16 protein-coding genes and 1 pseudogene are annotated in these 18,367 nt (G+C 52.6%); 8 read left to right on the top strand and 9 right to left on the bottom strand.

Annotated features, from left to right (window positions below; all coding sequences use genetic code 11):
• Positions 1-20: 20 nt before the first annotated feature.
• Complete coding sequence (locus tag GTGU_RS05055; protein WP_038154648.1) at positions 21-1,781, bottom strand: AAA family ATPase; 1,761 nt, start codon at positions 1,779-1,781, stop codon at positions 21-23.
• A 184-nt stretch (positions 1,782-1,965) separates the two neighbouring features.
• Between GTGU_RS05055 and matP the strand changes: the two genes are divergently transcribed.
• Positions 1,966-2,421, top strand: coding sequence for a macrodomain Ter protein MatP (matP, locus tag GTGU_RS05050; protein ID WP_038154646.1), 456 nt, complete (start codon positions 1,966-1,968; stop codon positions 2,419-2,421).
• An 85-nt stretch (positions 2,422-2,506) separates the two neighbouring features.
• Here matP and ompA read toward each other — a convergent pair whose 3' ends face one another.
• Together ompA and sulA are read right to left on the bottom strand one after the other, a co-directional pair.
• Entirely contained in the window at positions 2,507-3,559 is a 1,053-nt protein-coding gene (ompA, locus tag GTGU_RS05045; protein WP_156964065.1) for a porin OmpA, read from the bottom strand.
• A gap of 353 nt (positions 3,560-3,912) precedes the next feature.
• A complete protein-coding gene (sulA, locus tag GTGU_RS05040; protein ID WP_038154641.1) occupies positions 3,913-4,422 on the bottom strand; it encodes an SOS-induced cell division inhibitor SulA in 510 nt (169 codons plus the stop codon).
• 220 nt (positions 4,423-4,642) lie between these two features.
• Here sulA and GTGU_RS24315 point away from each other — a divergent pair, with 220 nt between their 5' ends.
• Positions 4,643-5,305 (top strand): TfoX/Sxy family DNA transformation protein, encoded by a 663-nt coding sequence (locus tag GTGU_RS24315; RefSeq protein ID WP_072011910.1) that lies wholly within the window; start codon positions 4,643-4,645, stop codon positions 5,303-5,305.
• Here the strand turns inward: GTGU_RS24315 and yccS are convergent.
• Both yccS and GTGU_RS05030 read right to left on the bottom strand, forming a co-directional pair.
• A complete protein-coding gene (gene yccS, locus GTGU_RS05035; protein ID WP_038154639.1) occupies positions 5,226-7,382 on the bottom strand; it encodes a YccS family putative transporter in 2,157 nt (718 codons plus the stop codon). The two genes, GTGU_RS24315 and yccS, sit on opposite strands and share 80 nt — an antisense overlap.
• 18 nt (positions 7,383-7,400) lie before the next feature.
• Positions 7,401-7,847 carry a YccF domain-containing protein gene (locus GTGU_RS05030; RefSeq protein WP_038154638.1) on the bottom strand — a complete coding sequence of 149 codons (447 nt, stop codon included), beginning with the start codon at positions 7,845-7,847 and terminating at the stop codon, positions 7,401-7,403.
• A gap of 123 nt (positions 7,848-7,970) precedes the next feature.
• On the opposite strand from GTGU_RS05030, the gene helD reads away from it, so the two are divergent.
• Complete coding sequence (gene helD, locus GTGU_RS05025) at positions 7,971-10,025, top strand: DNA helicase IV (protein WP_038154636.1); 2,055 nt, start codon at positions 7,971-7,973, stop codon at positions 10,023-10,025.
• Between the two features lie 33 nt (positions 10,026-10,058).
• Here the strand turns inward: helD and mgsA are convergent, their stop codons facing one another.
• Complete coding sequence (gene mgsA / locus GTGU_RS05020; RefSeq protein ID WP_038154634.1) at positions 10,059-10,517, bottom strand: methylglyoxal synthase; 459 nt, start codon at positions 10,515-10,517, stop codon at positions 10,059-10,061.
• A gap of 101 nt (positions 10,518-10,618) precedes the next feature.
• The gene (gene csgI / locus GTGU_RS05015) at positions 10,619-11,281 is read right to left on the bottom strand and encodes a curli synthesis inhibitor (RefSeq protein WP_038154632.1); all 663 of its coding nucleotides are present in this window, start codon (positions 11,279-11,281) and stop codon (positions 10,619-10,621) included.
• Positions 11,282-11,453: 172 nt separating this feature from the next.
• Here csgI and GTGU_RS05010 point away from each other — a divergent pair, with 172 nt between their 5' ends.
• Entirely contained in the window at positions 11,454-11,867 is a 414-nt protein-coding gene (locus GTGU_RS05010; RefSeq protein WP_038154630.1) for a CoA-binding protein, read from the top strand.
• A 29-nt stretch (positions 11,868-11,896) separates the two neighbouring features.
• Here the strand turns inward: GTGU_RS05010 and hspQ are convergent, their stop codons facing one another.
• The gene (gene hspQ / locus GTGU_RS05005) at positions 11,897-12,214 is read right to left on the bottom strand and encodes a heat shock protein HspQ (RefSeq protein WP_038154629.1); all 318 of its coding nucleotides are present in this window, start codon (positions 12,212-12,214) and stop codon (positions 11,897-11,899) included.
• A 61-nt stretch (positions 12,215-12,275) separates the two neighbouring features.
• Positions 12,276-13,451: a 23S rRNA (cytosine(1962)-C(5))-methyltransferase RlmI gene (gene rlmI / locus GTGU_RS05000; protein ID WP_038154627.1), complete on the bottom strand. Its 1,176-nt coding sequence runs from the start codon at positions 13,449-13,451 to the stop codon at positions 12,276-12,278.
• 210 nt (positions 13,452-13,661) lie between these two features.
• Here rlmI and GTGU_RS04995 point away from each other — a divergent pair, with 210 nt between their 5' ends.
• The 4 genes and pseudogenes from GTGU_RS04995 (at position 13,662) to GTGU_RS04980 (ending at position 18,265) form a co-directional block, all read left to right on the top strand.
• Entirely contained in the window at positions 13,662-15,293 is a 1,632-nt protein-coding gene (locus tag GTGU_RS04995) for a sensor histidine kinase (protein ID WP_038154625.1), read from the top strand.
• On the top strand, positions 15,290-16,009 hold the full coding sequence (dcuR, locus tag GTGU_RS04990) for a two-component system response regulator DcuR (protein ID WP_038154623.1): 720 nt from the start codon (positions 15,290-15,292) through the stop codon (positions 16,007-16,009). The genes GTGU_RS04995 and dcuR overlap by 4 nt, the downstream gene beginning before the upstream one ends.
• 632 nt (positions 16,010-16,641) lie before the next feature.
• Positions 16,642-17,983: pseudogene (gene dcuB, locus GTGU_RS04985) on the top strand (anaerobic C4-dicarboxylate transporter DcuB).
• 12 nt (positions 17,984-17,995) lie between these two features.
• Positions 17,996-18,265 carry a hypothetical protein gene (locus GTGU_RS04980; RefSeq protein ID WP_038154622.1) on the top strand — a complete coding sequence of 90 codons (270 nt, stop codon included), beginning with the start codon at positions 17,996-17,998 and terminating at the stop codon, positions 18,263-18,265.
• Positions 18,266-18,367: the final 102 nt, after the last annotated feature.

Raw genomic sequence — 18,367 nt, 5'->3', positions numbered from 1 at the left:
TGTACGCTGAACAAGTCCGATCAGTTAGAACTGAACCAGCCCAGCCAGCGCAACGGCCACGGATAGCGGTGACGGGCATCCTGCTGTGATGCCTGCGCAATACGCTCCTGAATCGTCTGTAATAGCGTGGTCTGGCCTTCGCCGTCCCATGGCAATTGCGTCAGCAGCGGTAACGCATCGGTGACATCATCGACCGCCCAGATAAAGAATTGCTCGTCTTCAACCGCTTGTCGAACTTCCTGCGACAAACTCAGGTGGCGCACATTCGCTGTGGGTATGATCACACCCTGTTTGCCGGTCAGATCGCGATGCTTACAGATAGCAAAGAATCCTTCGATTTTTTCATTCAGGCCGCCGACAGGCTGCGCGCGACCGAACTGATCGACAGAACCGGTAATCGCAATGCTCTGATTGACTGGCGCGCCTGACAGGGCGCTTATCAGTGCACACAGCTCGGCCATTGAGGCGCTGTCGCCATCAACTTCACTGTAAGACTGTTCGAAGGTGATCGACGCCGAGAACGGGATCTGTTGCTCAAGGCCCAATTCCGCCATCAGGAACGACTGCATGATCAGCATCCCTTTGGCGTGAATGTTGCCGCCCAGCTCCGCCTTGCGCTCGACATCAGTAAACTCGCCATCACCGACATGGACGACGCAACTGATGCGCGACGGCTCGCCAAATGCGCGCGGATGGCCTGGAAACTCAATGACTGACAGGGCGTTAATCTGTCCTACGCGTTCGCCTTCCGTTTCGATCAGGATCTGCTCAAGTAAAATCTCATCCTGCATGCGCTCGGCAAGGAAACCTTCGCGCCACTGACGCTGCTCAAGCATTGTAGTGAGTTGTTCGGCACTGAACGTGTTACCTTCGGTAAAGGCAGCCGCCTCACGCAGCTGTCGGCCCAGCCAGAGAGGACAGAGCGGCAGCGTTTCCTGATCGCCGGTGTAACGGGTGGCTTCCTGGATTAAAACCGGCCACGCATCGGCAGCAGGGCCGGGAAGTTCGGCGTCGCGCGCTATCTGCCACACCCACTGACACCACTGGCGCAGCGAGTCTTCATCAATGATCTGCAGGTTTTCTTCAAATTCGGTATAAATAGCGTTAGCGCTGAATTCCGGCTCCATCTCCTGGAATTCCGCCAGCGAATCGCGCTCGCCCACGAGCATCACTTTCAACGACAGCGGCATAGACGGCACGTGAACCGGCAGAGGGCGCGCATCGTCGAAACTCAGCCAGTCAAAACGCTGGCGGGTGACGATGTTTTTTAAGCGCATCCACAGCAGCGGTTGCGCCAGCAACGCGCGCAGCGAGATAACCAGCACGCCGCCGTTTGCCTGATGCACCAGGCCTGGCTGCAGAGTAACGTCGCCATTGAACTGACGCACACAGCCAAAAAGCTGCTCGGCCTCGACCCAGTCGGCATAAATGACCGGGCGAGTGCTGGCAAAGTTGTCGTCAGCAGATTCCGCAGGGCGCTGTGTGACGACACCGTGGTTGATATCGTAATGGACACCACAAAGCGGCTGTGCAGGCGCTTGCAGGCTCTCGGTCAGCCGGGTAAGTAGCTTAAGATATTCAGGCTCCTCGGGAGCTTTCACCAGCACCACCGGCGAGATAGCTTGCGGATAGAGGAACTGCTCCAGCGCATAATGCAAACGGGCCTGCGTATCGCGGAGTAATGAATCGGTTGGTAAGGTCAGCTCGGTCTGGGCAAACAGTGCCTGATACTCAGTGGTATCAGGAGCCAGCTCACGTCCGGAAAGTTTATTGATGGTCAATGTCGATATTTTTTAGTCAGATGTAAAAGGCGGGATTATACCTTATGCTGCGCAGTAGCACACGGAGAATGCAGTTGTCAGGTATAACGGAGCACACTTCTGTTCACGAACGTCGATTTCTTCTCAGCGCATCGGGAAAAAACTGATATCCTGAAATGAGTTACACGGTCACCTTGGGATCGCGATGAAATATCAACAACTGGAAAACCTTGAAAGCGGGTGGAAGTGGAAATACCTGGTGAAAAAGCACCGGGAAGGCGAACTTATCACGCGTTACATCGAAACCAGCGCCGCACAAGAGGCAGTGGATAAGTTGCTGACGCTGGAAAACGAACCCGTGCTGGTTAATGAGTGGATCGCCGCGCATATGAATCCAACACTGGCAAACCGGATGAAGCAGACAATCCGTGCTCGCCGAAAGCGTCATTTCAACGCGGAGCATCAACACACACGCAAGAAATCTATCGATCTGGAGTTCATTGTCTGGCAGAGACTGGCCGGGCTGGCGCAGCGGCGGGGTAAAACATTGTCTGAAACCATCGTGCAGTTGATTGAAGACGCTGAGAATAAAGAGAAATACGCCAGTAAGATGTCCAGCCTGAAACAGGATCTCCAGGCGCTGCTTGGCAAAGAAAAGTAGTGTCGTCGTGATGCCAGGCTTAGTAAACACCATTATTCAGCCAATAAAAAACCCCGCCATGGCGGGGTTTTTTGTAGACGTAAACTTAAGCCTGCGGCTGAGTTACAACGTCTTTGATGCCTTTAACTTCGATCTCTACGCGACGATCCGGAGCCAGGCAATCGATCAGTGCAGCGCGAGCTTTCACGTTGTCACAGGTAGAACCGGTAACCGGGTTAGATTCGCCCATACCACGTGCGGAGATCTTGTTGGACGGGATACCTTTAGAAACCAGGTAGTCAACAACAGACTGTGCACGTTTCTCGGACAGACCCTGGTTGTAAGCGTCAGAACCGATACGGTCGGTGAAGCCCAGAACCACGACGGAACCGTCTTTCGGATCCAGGTTGCTCAGCTGGGTGTACAGCTGATCCAGTGCCTGCTGACCTTCCGGTTTCAGGGTAGCTTTGTTGAAGTTGAACAGAACGTCAGACTTCAGGGTGAAGTGCTTGGTCTGTACTTCCGGAGCCGGAGCCGGAGCCGGAGCAACTACCGGAGCTGCTTCCTGCTGGCCGAAACGGTAGGAAACACCTACGCTCAGCATGCCGTTGTCCGGACGAACGCCAACAGTAGCACCATCACCGATGTTGTTAACCCACTGGTATTCCAGACGGGTAGCGATGTCACGGGTCATTGCCCACTCAACGCCACCAGCGAAGACCGGAGAAACACCGGTGTCGTGGTTGTCGCCGATCTGGTTGTTGCTGGAATCAGCGCGCCATACCATGCCGCCCAGACGGGTGTAAACGTCCAGATCGTCAGTGATCGGGTAGCCCAGCTTAGCTGTCAGCTGAACGCCCTGAGCTTTGAACGCACCGTTGATCGCGTCGCCTTTGTACGGCATACGACCCAGCCAGTCATAACCCATTTCGAAACCAACATACGGGTTAACCTGGTAACCACCGAACGCACCTGCACCCAGTTGACTTTCGTGAGTCGGGCCATTGTTGTTCAGGGAGCTGTCATACCAGCCAGTGTCGTGGAACTGGGACCAACCCAGCTTACCACCAGCATACCAGGTGTTATCTTTCGGAGCGGCCTGCGCTACGGTAGCGAAGCCAGCCAGTGCCACTGCAATCGCGATAGCTGTCTTTTTCATTTTTTGCGCCTCGTTATCATCCAAAAATCGCCATGAAGATACTCAAGAAATTCACGGTTAAATCCTTCACCGGGAGCGTGACTTGTTAATAACTATGCCGTTACTTGCGGCTTAAGCCGGTCACCCCTGGCGATGTAAAGTCTACAACGTAGTTGGAAACTTACAAGTGTGAACTCTGTCAGGCTTATGAAAAAAAAAGAGTTGTATACAGAATATTTAACATTTTTGTCGAAATATTCTACAGCATAAAATAGCGCAAACCGCGCCAGACAGGCACTCTCACCGTTTTTGCTGAAAATTGAGACGCTGCTTTTAAAAGCGAAAAAAAATTCCAGGATTAATCTTAAATTGACTCAATGATAGAAATTTGAGTGAATTTTTAGCCCGTTTAACTGTCTCGTGGCAGTAGAGGTTGCACGTACAGGACGCATAAGGAAGCCAATCGCTTGTCCTTCTTCAGCTGCCATCACCAGTCTCGCGTGTTCATCTTCTGTTAGTTCATCATTCAACCAACCGATAACCACACTGTAATTGCCGGTGCGAAGTGCCCGGATCATGGATTCCAGCGTATTGCAGGGTGACATCTGGTTTATCTGCATCACTTTTGTCAATGGCAGACCAGAAGCCTGAACCCATTCGCGGCTCAGTTTTTGCTGTGGCGTTAACCACAATTGCCAGCGTGATTGCTGACCCAGCTGTTGTAACAAGGGCAGCAACAAAAGTTGCGTCATCATGGGCTGGTCTTCATGGTAGACCACTTCGCTAATCAGCCCGGAAGAGGCCTGAGTTGGCGCAATGCGTGAATGGCGAGCCGGCGCTGCGGAGGCCATTGTTGAGTGATTTGCATAACCAGAAGTATACATAGTTTATCCAGCCCTGTGGGTTACTGTATGAATATACAGTACAGCTACTGTGTACAAAGATCAACCCCATTTTCTGAAAGCATCTCGCAAAAATTCACTGAAGTCGTACAGATGATAAAAATCATCTTGCCGCCTGCCACGAAGTTGCCTATTTTCCTGCTTAACGGATCCGTTAATCGAAAAAATCACATCTAACGGCATGATTAACAAAGGAATAATCATGAAAAATGATTCTTACAAAAGGATATATCAGTCGCAGGAATATCTCTCTCCGCTGGGGCGAATTGAATATCGAGCGCTGTTTGGCGGATATAGCCTGGCCATCGAAGAGACGGTTTTTGCGATGGTGGCGGAAGGGGAGCTCTATCTCCGTGTATGCGAACAAAGCGCACCTTACCGTGTCAGTCACCCGACACCGCTGCTCACGTTGCGTAAGCGAGGCCGGCCAGTGCTGCTTAATTATTACCATGTCGATGATACGTTATGGGGCGATCGCCACACGCTATTGACCCTTTCTTCGCACTCGCTTGAAGAAGCGCAGCGGGAAAAGGATCAGCGGTACGACAGGCGCGGGTTAAAAAATCTGCCCAATATTACGTTTCATATGGAGTTGATGCTCTTCGAAGCTGGAATATGCGATCACCACATGCTTTTCGAGCTGGGGGCGGAACTGAGCTGGCTAAAACTGCGGGAGAAAAGAAAAGGGATAAACGTCAGCGTATTGTTTGCCCTGGAAGGCGCGATTGCCGGTGTCCATGCGGCGGCACTCCCGGCGCAGCTGCGCCAGGAGCTCATGGAGTGGGTCAATAGCCTTCCGGGATCTCCTCTGCCGTTGCAGGAGAAACGAGCCGCTGGAGGCGACTTATCTCCGGGAGAAGCGTAACCAGCAGACCAATTTGCTGCAACACCAGCGGCTCTTTGCTTTCAGCACGGGGTTCCAGTTGATGGATCCGCTGCATCAGGCCCGTCAGCGCCTGATGCACGCGTGGCTCATCTTTGGGTGTGTGATGGAACGCATCGTCAACGTAACATACCGCATCATCCAGCAGCGCCAGAATATCGGGGTTAGTCAGCTGTTCACGGTGCGCGCCCAACGCAGAGATGTAACTGGTAAAGGTGTGATTGAGGCACAACAGGCGAAACGCCGTCTCCTTCATCTCGGCCGTTACCTTGGGTTCTGTCGACATGTTTGAGATAACAGACGCCAGCTCGGCATCGCGATTCCATGCTTCACGCCGCGCGATGCGGTAGGCCAGACGGTTATCGCGCCCCTGGTGGTATTGCTCAAGGATGGCATCCAGGTACCGGCAGTTGGCGTCCACAGCGCGTTCCAGTACGCGGGGGAGATTACGAAACCGCCAGTCCGGCCAGATAAAACTAACCGCTGCCCAGGCGATGGCGCAGCCGATGAGCGTATCGAAAATACGTGGCAGTGCGACCTCGAAGCCTTCACCCAGCAGGTTAAAGCACAGCAGTACCAGTAGCGTGATAAACATGGTGGCGTTGGCATACTGTACGGTGCGGAAGGCAAAGAAGAGCACGCCAGTGATGACAATGAGCGCCAGTTGTCCTTCAACGGAAGGGACGAGCAACAGAACGGGTAAACCGATTGCGACGCCCACCAGCGTACCAAAAATACGCAGGGCCAGCCGGTGACGGGTTGCGTTGTAGTTTGGCTGGCAGACAAACAGACTGGTCAGCAGGATCCAGTAACCGTGATGCAGCCCGGTTAACTGGATAAACGCATACCCGGCGCACAAGACCAGCGACATGCGAATGGCATGGCGAAACAACGCTGACTCCGGTGACATATTGCGACTCAGACGCGCCCGGATATCGCTAAAGCCATGGATTCGGTCATCCGACAGCAGGTTTTCCGTATCGTTGTGCGGCTGGTTTTGTACCTGCTCAGACTCAATTGTCGCCAACTGTGCATCAATGGCACGCAGGTTGTTGAGCAGAAAACCCAGTGCTTTGATCTGCTCCATGGGTACGCCGCTGGCACGTACGCGATCCAGCGCGGCATCCAGGTGGGTAAACGCGCGTTCAAAGCGTGGATCATGCTGATACGGCGTTCGCAGCAAAATGGAGCGCGCGAGTTGCTGACATGCCTGCGACTGCATCGACATCAGTCTCTGAAAACGGAACATCACGTCGCTGTAGCGGAAGTTGTCGCGCAACGTCTGATACTGTATATGCGCCGAGCTGGCACGTTCATGTATGTCCTGCGCCACGAAGTAATAATGCAGCGTGCGGCGGGTGTTACGCTGACCGCGGTCACCACGCAGACGTGTCAATAAAGAGGCTTTAGTCTGGTTGAGCATCGCCACCAGCTGGCCGTTGGCAAGCACCAGTTCATAGAGTGGCGCCTGGCTTTCTTCTTCGATATCCGGGTCAAACAGGCGTGATTTCAGCTCCAGATAATGGGCGAGCTGTTCATAGCTGCGGGCCAGGTTGTCCTGCAAGGGGCGGACGGGAAAAATCAGGTGTCCGGTCAGTGTCAGCAGGTTATACCAGACGGCACCGGCCAGCAGGAAAAGAGGCTGTTGGTACCAGTGCTCATACAGCGACACGCCAAGCATGGTGTAAATGGCGATCAGCAACGCGCCGAAAGCGATGGTAGCGTAGCGCTGGCCGAGACCGCCTAGCAGAATGAAACCGCTGGTGGAGAGGGTCAGTCCGAGGGCGAACAGCCACGGCCACGGGAACAACAGTTCCACGGAGGCGGAGGCAATAAAAAAGCATACCAGTGTTATCAGCAGATTACGCAGGCGACCCGTTAACCGATCGTCCAGGTCGGTCAGCGCCGCTGCCACCACCCCGAGCGTTAACGGGATGGTGAGCTTAACATCGCCCAGCCACCAGGGCAGGGCGGTGGTGCCGCAAAGGGCGATAAAAATTCTGACGTTGTAGAGCCAGGCACTGTTCCATGTATAGCGGCGAAGCAACGGACTTAGCATAGTGATAATCGGTCCGGATTATTGATAACGACGGCGGGCATTCGCTTCACGCGCCGCGCGGGCGGTTTCCACGCTGACGACGCGGCGACCGACAGGCCAGAGCGCAATCGCGGCGATTTTAAAATTGGCGATGCCGACAGGAATCCCAATGAGCGTAATGCACTGCGCTATCCCGGCAAAAATATGCGTCAGACATAACCACCAGCCGAAAAGAATAAACCAGAAAATATTAAGGAATGTACCGCCAGCGTTCATCACTGTGCTTTTGTTGTCCGGATCGAGCTCGTCCACATGCACGGCCTCGTTGCCGTAGGGAAGGAACGACAGTTTTGTGATTTCCCAGCAGGAGCGGCTCAGCGGCAGCGTGACAATCAGCAGGATGCTGACCAGCGTCGCCAGAAACCAGCCTAAAGTTGTGGCGAAACCACCCAGTACAAAATTCAAAATATTCAAAACAGTACGCATAAATCCTCTGTCCATTGCGAAAATGTCGTTGGCCTCGTAATTGTAACGTTTTTTTGCGCTGGAGCACCTGGTATCTGGCGGTTAAACTGTGGAGTAAGAAAACGTGGCGGGATTTGGCATGACATGGAACTAAAAGCAACAACGCTTGGTAAGCGCATGGCGCAGCACCCTTATGATCGAGTAGAAATCCTTAACGCCGGAGTGAAAGTCTCTGGCGATCGTCATGAATATCTCATTCCTTTTAACCAGTTGCTCGATATTCAGTGCAAACGCGGGCTAGTGTGGGGCGAACTGGAATTTATTCTGCCGGAAAATAAAGTGGTACGTCTTCACGGTACTGAGTGGGGCGAAACGCAGCGCTTTCATCATCATCTGAATGCACTCTGGGAGCAGTGGGGCAGCGAAATGAGCGACATCGCCGCGCGCCTGCTCACAGAACAACTGGCGGAGATCTCGCGTTTCAGCGCTGAAGGTAAATGGCTGACCCGTCAGGCCACGCTTGGTGTGCAGCAAAAAATTTTGCGCGCGCTGGATGCGCTGCCAATCCCCGTTGAACGCCTGGAAACGTTCGATAACTGCCGTGAGCTCTGGCGGCAGTGTCAGTGCTGGCTGAAAGACATCGACAGCAGCCGCCTGAAGCATAACCAGGCTTATACCGAAGCGATGCTCAGCCAGTACGCTGGTTTCTTTGAGAAAATAGAGGCCTCGCCGCTGAACCCGGCGCAGGCGCGGGCGGTGGTCAACGGTGAGCAGTCGCTGCTGGTGCTGGCAGGCGCGGGTAGCGGCAAAACATCTGTGCTGGTGGCCCGGGCGGGATGGCTGTTGATGCGCGGAGAAGCTTCTGCCGACCAGATCCTGCTGCTGGCGTTTGGCCGCCAGGCGGCAAAAGAGATGGATGAACGGATCCGCGAACGGTTGAACACGGACGCAATCAGCGCCCGAACCTTTCATGCCCTCGCGTTACATATCATCCAGCAGGGTAGTAAGAAAGTCCCCGCCATCAGCAAGCTGGAAAATGACAGCAAAGCGCGACAGGCGTTGTTGATCAAAACCTGGCAGCAGCAGTGCAACGAGAAAAAAGCGCAGGCGAAAGGCTGGCGGCAGTGGCTGGACGAAGAGATGGGCTGGTCGGTGCCGGAAGGTAACTACTGGCAGGACGAAAAGCTGGTGCGCCGGATGGAAGGGCGGCTTGATCGCTGGGTCGGGCTGATGCGCATGCATGGCGGTTCGCAGGCAGAGATGATTGACGCGGCGCCGGAAGAGGTCAGAGAGCTTTTCAGTAAGCGCATCAAACTGATGGCGCCACTGCTCAAGGCATGGAAAGCCGCGCTGAAAGCGGAGGATGCGGTGGATTTCTCCGGGCTTATTCATCAGGCCATTAACGTGCTGGAAAAAGGGCGTTTTGTCAGCCCGTGGAAGCATATTCTGGTAGATGAATTTCAGGATATCTCCCCACAGCGAGCCGCGTTGCTGGCGGCGTTAAGGAAACAGAACTCCCGCACCTGTCTTTATGCCGTGGGTGATGACTGGCAGGCCATCTACCGCTTCAGCGGCGCGCAACTGACGCTGACCACCGCCTTTACGCACTACTTTGGCGAAGGCGACAATTGCGCGCTGGATACCACCTACCGCTTTAACAGCCGCATTGGTGAGGTGGCGAATGCGTTTATTCAGCAGAACCCGTATCAACTGAACAAGCCGCTGAACAGCCTGAAAGCGGGTGACAAAAAAGCGGTGACTCTGCTGGCAGATGATCAGCTCGATGCGTTGCTCGATAAGCTCAGCGGCTATGCAAAACCGGACGAACGGATCCTGGTGCTGGCGCGTTATCATCATCTGAAACCCGCCAGTCTGGAGAAAGCCGCCACCCGCTGGCCGAAACTGGCGATCGATTTCATGACCATTCATGCCAGTAAAGGGCAGCAGGCCGATTATGTGATTGTCATGGGGTTGCAGGACGGGCAGGACGCGTTTCCGGCACCGGCCAGAGAATCGATTATGGAGCAGGCGCTGCTGCCGCAACCGGAAGATTTCCCGGATGCCGAAGAGCGGCGACTGCTGTATGTGGCGTTAACCCGCGCCCGTCAGCGCGTCTGGCTGTTGTTCAACAAAGAACAGCCATCGGTGTTTGTCGATGCTCTGAAGGCGCTCTCCGTACCGGTCGCGCGCAAACCGTAACCGCAGGCTGGCGCTGTGCGCCAGCCCGGGAACTTACTTCAGGCGATCCGCCAGATAACGCGGGTAGTCGGGGATAAGAATGTCCACTTCATCGCTGAAGTTTGGCGCCTGAATAATGAAATCGGCGGTAGCAAGGTTGGTGGCGACCGGAATGTTCCATACAGTCGCCAGGCGCAGCAGCGCTTTGACGTCGGGATCGTGCGGCACGGCATTGAGCGGATCCCAAAAGAAAATCAGCACGTCGATCTTCCCTTCTGAAATCTGCGCGCCCACCTGCTGGTCGCCGCCTAACGGGCCGCTCAGCATGGCGTTAACATTAAGCCCGGTCGCACGCTGGATCAGATTCCCCGTCGTCCCCGTGGCTGAAAGCGTGTGGCGCTCCAGTAACGTACGGTGGCGATCCACCCATTTCATCAGCATGTCTTTACAGTGATCGTGCGCAACCAGTGCGATATGCTTGCGCGCCGGGAGCGTGCGTGTTGTGAGTTCCATAGTACCCTTCCGCATTTTGAGATGCAGACAGATTACTGGAACCGATTCAGGCTGCAAACCGTGAGGGCGAAAAAATGATAAATCCGTTCAGAAATGCAGGGTTATGATGAGGGTTGTTGACGCGCCCACTGTAAAAAGCGATTGCGCGTGTCTGAATCTGCCTGCTGGAACCAGTATTTGAGCCGCTGCTCGGCAAGGGTTTGCGATTGCAGTGACGGGAAATCAAGCTCGGTTTTTTTCGACAACAGCGTGCTGTCATCCGGCAGCGGGGCGCTCAACGGTGACCGGACAGCCAGTTTTCGATTGTGGTTATAGACTGCCGCCGCCTGTTCATAATCGATACCGGCGGCGGTTCGCGTCACCGCAAGAATATCCAGCGTCACCGGAATCGGCGCTGCATTGCCATCAAGCAGCGTGATTTCGGGGGTAGCGCTGAAAGATTGCGTCTCTTCCCGTGTCTCCAGCCGGGGCAGGTTAACATTCACCAGGCTGATTAAGCGTGTATCGAAACTGGCAATCAGCGGTGGGGATGCATAGCGCTGATAACTTCTGTCAGGCAACTGGATGATTTTTTCCACCCTGAAAACCACCTGATGCGGGCCATTATCCAGTTCAATACCGTCAGCGCCACGCAGTAATGAACTGGAGACTCTTTTGCCATCCAGTACCAGCAGATCGACATCACCCGTAAGGCGTAATGTCGTGGCCGGGGCCAGGGCCGGGATCAGGAGCGTTGCGCTCAGAAGCAGTGTTCCAGCTTTCATTGGTATCTCCTGATAAAGAGTTAGCCCAAGAGAGTGTATCAAAATTTTACTAAGCACGATTTTATTAACATATAGACACGGGCATCGCTTTTGCACTCATACTTCAGTATGGGATGCATGGTTGGCTGGTGTGGAATGTCGTACACTTTAAAGAGTTGCCCGGAGGATAATGATGAAAGAGAACGATATAGCAGGCATTTTGACATCCACCCGTACTATCGCGCTGGTAGGGGCGAGCGACAAACCTGAACGCCCGAGTTATCGGGTGATGAAGTATCTGCTCGATCAGGGGTATCACGTGATCCCGGTTTCTCCGAAAGTGGCTGGCACGACGCTGCTGGGGCAGAAAGGGTACGCCACGCTTGCTGATGTGCCGGAAAAAGTGGACATGGTTGATGTGTTTCGCAATTCAGAAGCAGCATGGGGCGTGGCGCAGGAAGCCATTGCCATTGGCGCGAAAACGCTGTGGATGCAACTGGGCGTGATTAATGATCAGGCCGCTGTGCTTGCCCGCAATGCAGGGCTGAACGTGGTGATGGATCGCTGTCCTGCGATTGAAATTCCACGGTTAGGGCTGGCGAAATAACAAAAAACCCCGTCGAGACGGGGTTTTTACTAATTACGCAGTCGTGGCGCCTGTAGCTGGCGGCGTATGGTGCGCGCCAGTTCATCCATCGAGGGTTGCTCAGGATGTTCATCGGTCATCTCGCCGCTCAGTTGCGCTTCGGCAAGATAGGTATGCACTGGCTGACCGTCATCATCTTCCATCACCACATGATACCAGGGGGCGGCCCGCAGCTCTGCGTTGACCGCCATCTCATCTTCAGCCGGTTCATCAAGAGAATATTCTGGATCGATATCAACAATAACGCCCAGATATCCCAACAGGGAGTGGCGGACCTGCTGGCCGATACCGAATTTGCTGGCAATCATAGTCACCTCCCGGGAAACATTACCTGCCATCGATATGCGGGCAAAGGTTCCACTTTTCAAGTTACATGACGCGACAGGCAAACCCTTTCAGATAAAGCCCTTCCGGGTAGGTAGCGATCACCGGGTGATCGGCGGCCTGACGGAACTGCTCTATAAATTGTACATCACGACCGGCATCAATAGCGGCATCAGCGATGATTTTCTGAAATAAATCGGTGGTCATCAGCCCTGAACAGGAGAAAGTCAGCAGTACCCCGCCGGGGTTCAGCAGCAGGATCGCCAGCATGTTGATGTCTTTATAGCCACGGCAGGCACCCTGTAATTGGTTTTTGTTTTCAACGAATTTCGGCGGATCCATAACAATGACATCAAACGTCTCGCCCTGATCGCGGTATTTGCGCAGGAGCTTAAATACGTCATCACGTACAAACTCCGCTTTGCTGAGATCGAGCTTGTTCAGTGCCACGTTCTGCTTCGCCACCTCCAGCGCTTCCTGTGACGTATCCACGCTTACCACCTGGCGGCAACCGCCCATAAGGGCAGAAACGGCAAAACCACCGGTGTAGGAGAAGCAGTTCAGGACGCGTTTGCCCTCAACATAGCGGCGAGTCGCCAGGCGGCTGTCGCGCTGATCAAGGTAATAACCGGTTTTGTGACCGTTCTGAATATCCACCAGCAGTTTCATGCCATGTTCTTCAATTGGCAGCAGGGCTGGCGGCAGTTCACCGGTCACCGGGCCTTGCGTCAGTTCCATCCCCTCTTTCTTACGCACTGCGACATCGCTGCGGTCATAAATGGCACAGTCCGGGTAGAGCGTCTGCAGGGCGATTATCAACGCCGCACGCTGATATTCTGCGCCCGCGCTGAGTAGCTGTAACACCAGAAAATTGCCAAAGCGGTCAATTGTCACGCCCGGCAGACCGTCTGACTCACCGGCAATCAGGCGATAGCTGTCGAGCCCGTCCTGTTGTGCCAGCCAGTCGCGCCACTGTTGCGCCTGTTGCAGGCGGCGGATGAAGAAGTCGCTGTCAATGGATTCGCTGGCGTCAAACGTCCAGACGCGGGCGCGAATTTGCGATGCCGGTGAATACGCGCCGCGCGCCAGCCATTTCCCCTGATGATCAACGATATCGATAGTCTCACCAGGACTGGCTTTGCCTTCCATGCGGGCCACGGCTCCGGAGAAAATCCAGGGATGACGGCGCAGTAAAGATTTCTCACGCCCTTTGGCTAACACTAAACGGGAAAACCTTGCAAACTCTGTTTTTTGACTCTCTGATGCTGTCTTCATTAGGTACTCCCATGGACAACGCAAACGATATGGTTAGAAATGGCGCGTAGGGTAGCACATGAGAACAGGGAGGGAAGGGCTTGTTGACATCGCCTTCTTTAAATTCCCCGTCTCAACAGGGATAATACCCACACAAACAGTGAATCCGGAATCACGATGAAATACTCCCTGCCTTACCGCAAGCTGCGCAAACGACCGATGAAACTCGGTACGACGGTGATATTAATGGTCAGTGCCGTCTTGTTTTCTGTGTTGCTGGTGGTACACCTGATCTATTTCTTTCAGATAAGCCACATGACAAGTGATGCGCTGGCCAATAAGGCGCTGGCGGTGGCGAGAACGCTGGCGGATTCACCGGAAATCCGCCAGGGGCTGATGAAAAAACCGCAGGAGAGCGGCATTCAGGCGATTGCCGAGGCAGTGCGTAAGCGTAACGACATGCTGTTCATTGTTGTGACTGATATGAAAACTCTGCGCTATTCCCACCCGGAGGCGCAACGCATCGGGCAGCCATTTAAAGGCGACGATATCTTGCTGGCGCTTGAGGGCAAAGAGAATGTCGCTATCAACCGTGGTTTTCTCGCCCAGGCGCTACGCGTGTTTACCCCTGTTTATGATGACAATCACCGGCAGATTGGCGTGGTGGCGATAGGTCTGGAGCTGAGTCGGGTAACCGGGCAAATCAACGACAGCCGCGGCAGTATTATCTGGTCGGTTTTATTTGGCGTGCTGGTGGGCCTGCTGGGAACCTGGGTACTGGTGAAAGTGCTTAAACGCATTTTGTTCGGGCTGGAGCCATATGAGATCTCCACGCTGTTTGAACAGCGCCAGGCGATGCTGCAGTCAATCAAAGAAGGGGTGATTGCCGTCGATGACAGCGGCGAAGTGACGCTCATTAACGAGGCCGCACAGGAGTTGCTGGACTACCGCCGTTCGCCGGACGAAGCGCAGCTTTCAACACTCAGTAATACGTGGTCGCAGGTTGTTGATTTAAGCGGCGTGCTGCGTGACGGCATCGCGCATCACAATGAAGAGATCAACATTAAAGACAGGCTGCTGCTCATTAATACCGTTCCGGTACGCAGCAACGGCAAAATTATTGGGGCTATTTCGACGTTCAGAGATAAGACAGAAGTCCGCCAGTTGATGCAACGGCTTGACGGTATGGTGAACTATGCGGACTCACTCCGTGAACGATCCCACGAATTCATGAATAAATTACATGTGATTCTGGGATTACTACACCTGAAGAGTTATAAGCAGCTTGAAGACTATATTATTAAGATGGCTAATAACTATCAGGAAGAGATAGGCTCACTGTTGGGTAAAATAAAATCGCCGGTCATTGCAGGATTTTTGTTAAGTAAGATTAATCGCGCTTTCGATTCAGGGCACAAGCTGGTGATTAGCCATGACAGCCAATTACCGGACAGCAGTGATGAAAATCAGGTTGGGGTATTGATCACTGTACTCGGAAATTTGATTGAAAATTCTCTCGACGCGTTAGGTAATCAGCCTGGAGGTGAAATTAGCGTCTCCTTATACTATCGCAATGGCAGGTTACATTGTGAAGTCAGCGATGATGGTCCAGGAATAGAAGCGGATCGCATCGGGCACATTTTTGTGAAAGGCGTCTCGTCTAAAGGAACTGATCGTGGCGTGGGTTTAGCGCTTGTTAAGCAGCAAGTTGAAAGTCTTGGCGGCAATATTTCTGTGGAATCCGAACCCGGTGTATTCACGCAATTTTTCGTACAAATACCCTGGGATGGGGAGAGGGCCAGCACATGATCTCTGTCTTTATTATTGATGACGACGCCATGGTTGCGGAACTGAACCGCCGCTATGTCTCACTGATCCCCGGTTTTGAGTGTTGTGGTATCGCCTCTACGCTGGAGAAGGCCAAAGAGGTCATCTTTCATAGCGATACCCACATTGACCTGATTTTGCTCGATATTTATATGCAGAAAGAGAACGGGCTGGATCTGCTTCCCCTTCTGCATGCAGCCGGATGTAAAAGCGATGTCATCGTCATTTCGTCTGCTGCCGATGCCACCACCATTAAGGATTCGCTACACTTCGGTGTCGTTGATTATTTAATCAAACCGTTCCAGGCTTCACGTTTTGAAGAAGCGCTCACCAACTGGCTGCAAAAGAAAAGAGAAATGGACAAGCACCAGTATTATGAGCAGTCAGAGCTTGATCAACTGATCCACGGCAGCGCAGCGAATGAACAGGACTCCCGCCGTTTGCCAAAAGGTTTAACACCACAAACTCTGTGCACGATCTGCCAGTGGATTGACGCGCATCAGGATGCCGAGTTTTCTACTGATGAGCTGGCGAATGCAGTTAATATCTCCCGTGTATCCTGTCGAAAATATCTTATCTGGCTGGTTAATTGTCATATTCTTTCTACCAGCATCCATTATGGTGTAACGGGAAGACCTGTTTATCGCTACCGTATTCAGGCAGAACATTATTCTTTACTTAAACAATATTGTCAGTAGATAATCGAGAAGTTATCCGAATTATTACGTTATTTATTTGTAATAATTATTATGATAATGAAAAATCAAAAAGCGTAAGGTTACTGGCTGAAAATTTGTAATTTGTGCCAGATCAAAATATTTACAATATTGCTTTCATTTCAATGTGTTGTTATTGTCAGATGTCGCATTGTTTTTAATTTCAAAAACGGTAACAAAAGTTAATAAAGTATCCTCTGCTTCATGGAATGTGTATTTTTAATCCCAAAGGAGTAGTCCGTAAATAATCAAACGGACTAACAAAAACTAAAACAGTAGCAAGGGACAACTGCTACATCTTAGGGATAAGCACATTCTGTGAGATGAAATTATGTCTATATTTTTCATAAAGATACAACAAGAACCACTGAATCTGCCTCTGCTCACCTTTTTCAATACTGCCCATCGCAGGGGAGTCTTGCTCCCCGAAAACACCATAAAAGTCGATAAGAACGATCATGGATGTCATGAGAAGTCCTTATTCCATATTTACAAATTAATCACGCTTTCAGACGGAACGAATATTGGTCAGGGTCTGCACTAATTCACAAAAAACAGACAATGGCTGTGATCTATTTATCAAAATTGGATTGTTTTATCGCGAGGGTAAATAAATGCTATTTAGTATACAACTTCTCATAATATTAATATGTTTGTTTTATGGTGCCAGGAAAGGCGGTATCGCTCTGGGTTTGTTAGGCGGTATCGGCCTCGTCATTCTGGTTTTCGTTTTCCATCTCGAACCAGGTAAACCGCCTGTTGACGTTATGCTGGTGATCATCGCGGTGGTCGCCGCGTCGGCAACCTTGCAGGCTTCAGGCGGCCTGGATGTGATGTTGCAGATTGCCGAAAGACTGCTGCGTCGCAACCCGAAATATGTTTCTATCGTCGCGCCGTTCGTGACCTGTACCCTGACCATCCTCTGCGGTACCGGACACGTGGTCTATACCATTCTGCCGATCATCTATGATGTGGCGATCAAAAATAACATTCGTCCGGAACGTCCAATGGCCGCCAGCTCCATCGGTGCGCAGATGGGGATTATCGCCAGCCCGGTTTCCGTTGCGGTGGTTTCTCTGGTTGCCATGCTGGGTAACGTGACGTTTGAAGGCAAGCATCTGGAATTCCTCGACCTGCTCGCTATCACTATCCCGTCAACGTTGCTGGGTATCCTGGCCATCGGTGTTTTCAGCTGGTTCCGTGGTAAGGATCTGGATAAAGACGAAGATTTCCAGAAGTTCATCTCTGTGCCGGAAAACCATCACTATGTATATGGTGACACCGCAACACTGCTGGACAAAAAAACTGCCGAAAAGCAACTGGCTGGCAATGTGGATCTTCCTCGGTGCCATTGCGGTCGTTTCTATCCTGGGGGCTTTCTCTGAACTGCGTCCTTCCTTTGGCGGCAAATCGCTGTCCATGGTGCTGGTCATTCAGATGTTCATGCTGTTGACCGGGGCGCTGATTATCATCCTGACGAAAACCAATCCTGCGTCTATCTCTAAAAACGAAGTTTTCCGTTCAGGGATGATCGCGATTGTGGCGGTGTATGGTATCGCCTGGATGGCAGAAACCATGTTCGGTGCGCACATGAAAGAAATCCAGGGCGTACTGGGCGAAATGGTAAAAGAGTATCCGTGGGCCTACGCAATTGTACTGCTGCTGGTGTCCAAGTTTGTTAACTCCCAGGCTGCTGCTCTGGCGGCAATTGTTCCGGTCGCACTGGCTATCGGCGTTGATCCGGCGTACATCGTGGCGTCTGCCCCGGCGTGCTACGGCTACTACATTCTGCCGACCTACCCAAGCGATCTGGCGGCGATTCAGTTCGACCGTTCCGGAACCACCCGCATTGGGCGCTTCGTCATTAACCATAGCTTCATTCTGCCGGGTCTGATTGGCGTCAGCGTGTCCTGCGTCTTTGGCTGGATCTTTGCCGCCATGTACGGATTCCTGTAAGGAATTCAGGTTATGCAACCGGGGCTGTTGGCAGTGACAAAGGTCATTGCGTTCAGCTCCGGTGTGGTTTTCATTTCCGACGTATTCTGTTCTCGGGACAATGTCAGGGTAATTAATATGGTAAGCATGCAAGAAAATACCGGTGCTGCCGGTGAGAAAAAAGTTGAACAACAGGACGCCCAGTTTTTGCTGGACTCCTTTATGCGCAAACATGCTTCATATAAGCAGTACCGGCATCCACTCTCACCACGAAAAAAAGCCGGGGATGAACAGCGCAGTTAACGACAGCGGGTTTTCGCACACCTCCGCCGCCTCCGTCAGTGGAGGCGCAGGAAGGGGTGCGTATCTGCCTGAATCATAAATAACCATGATGATCAGTGAGAA

Source organism: Trabulsiella guamensis ATCC 49490, from assembly GCF_000734965.1.
In the GTDB taxonomy this organism is placed as follows: domain Bacteria; phylum Pseudomonadota; class Gammaproteobacteria; order Enterobacterales; family Enterobacteriaceae; genus Trabulsiella; species Trabulsiella guamensis.
This window is presented reverse-complemented; position numbering and strand designations above follow the sequence as displayed.

Excerpts from the sequence above, each read along its gene's own strand:
- GTGU_RS04980 (WP_038154622.1), top strand. The coding sequence starts at position 17,996 with ATGCAACCGGGGCTGTTGGCAGTGACAAAGGTCATTGCGTTCAGCTCC.
- helD (WP_038154636.1), top strand. The coding sequence starts at position 7,971 with ATGGAACTAAAAGCAACAACGCTTGGTAAGCGCATGGCGCAGCACCCT.
- GTGU_RS04995 (WP_038154625.1), top strand. The coding sequence starts at position 13,662 with ATGAAATACTCCCTGCCTTACCGCAAGCTGCGCAAACGACCGATGAAA.
- hspQ (WP_038154629.1), bottom strand. The coding sequence starts at position 12,214 with ATGATTGCCAGCAAATTCGGTATCGGCCAGCAGGTCCGCCACTCCCTG.
- GTGU_RS05030 (WP_038154638.1), bottom strand. The coding sequence starts at position 7,847 with ATGCGTACTGTTTTGAATATTTTGAATTTTGTACTGGGTGGTTTCGCC.
- dcuR (WP_038154623.1), top strand. The coding sequence starts at position 15,290 with ATGATCTCTGTCTTTATTATTGATGACGACGCCATGGTTGCGGAACTG.
- sulA (WP_038154641.1), bottom strand. The coding sequence starts at position 4,422 with ATGTATACTTCTGGTTATGCAAATCACTCAACAATGGCCTCCGCAGCG.
- ompA (WP_156964065.1), bottom strand. The coding sequence starts at position 3,559 with ATGAAAAAGACAGCTATCGCGATTGCAGTGGCACTGGCTGGCTTCGCT.
- mgsA (WP_038154634.1), bottom strand. The coding sequence starts at position 10,517 with ATGGAACTCACAACACGCACGCTCCCGGCGCGCAAGCATATCGCACTG.
- GTGU_RS05010 (WP_038154630.1), top strand. The coding sequence starts at position 11,454 with ATGAAAGAGAACGATATAGCAGGCATTTTGACATCCACCCGTACTATC.
- yccS (WP_038154639.1), bottom strand. The coding sequence starts at position 7,382 with ATGCTAAGTCCGTTGCTTCGCCGCTATACATGGAACAGTGCCTGGCTC.
- matP (WP_038154646.1), top strand. The coding sequence starts at position 1,966 with ATGAAATATCAACAACTGGAAAACCTTGAAAGCGGGTGGAAGTGGAAA.
- csgI (WP_038154632.1), bottom strand. The coding sequence starts at position 11,281 with ATGAAAGCTGGAACACTGCTTCTGAGCGCAACGCTCCTGATCCCGGCC.
- GTGU_RS24315 (WP_072011910.1), top strand. The coding sequence starts at position 4,643 with ATGAAAAATGATTCTTACAAAAGGATATATCAGTCGCAGGAATATCTC.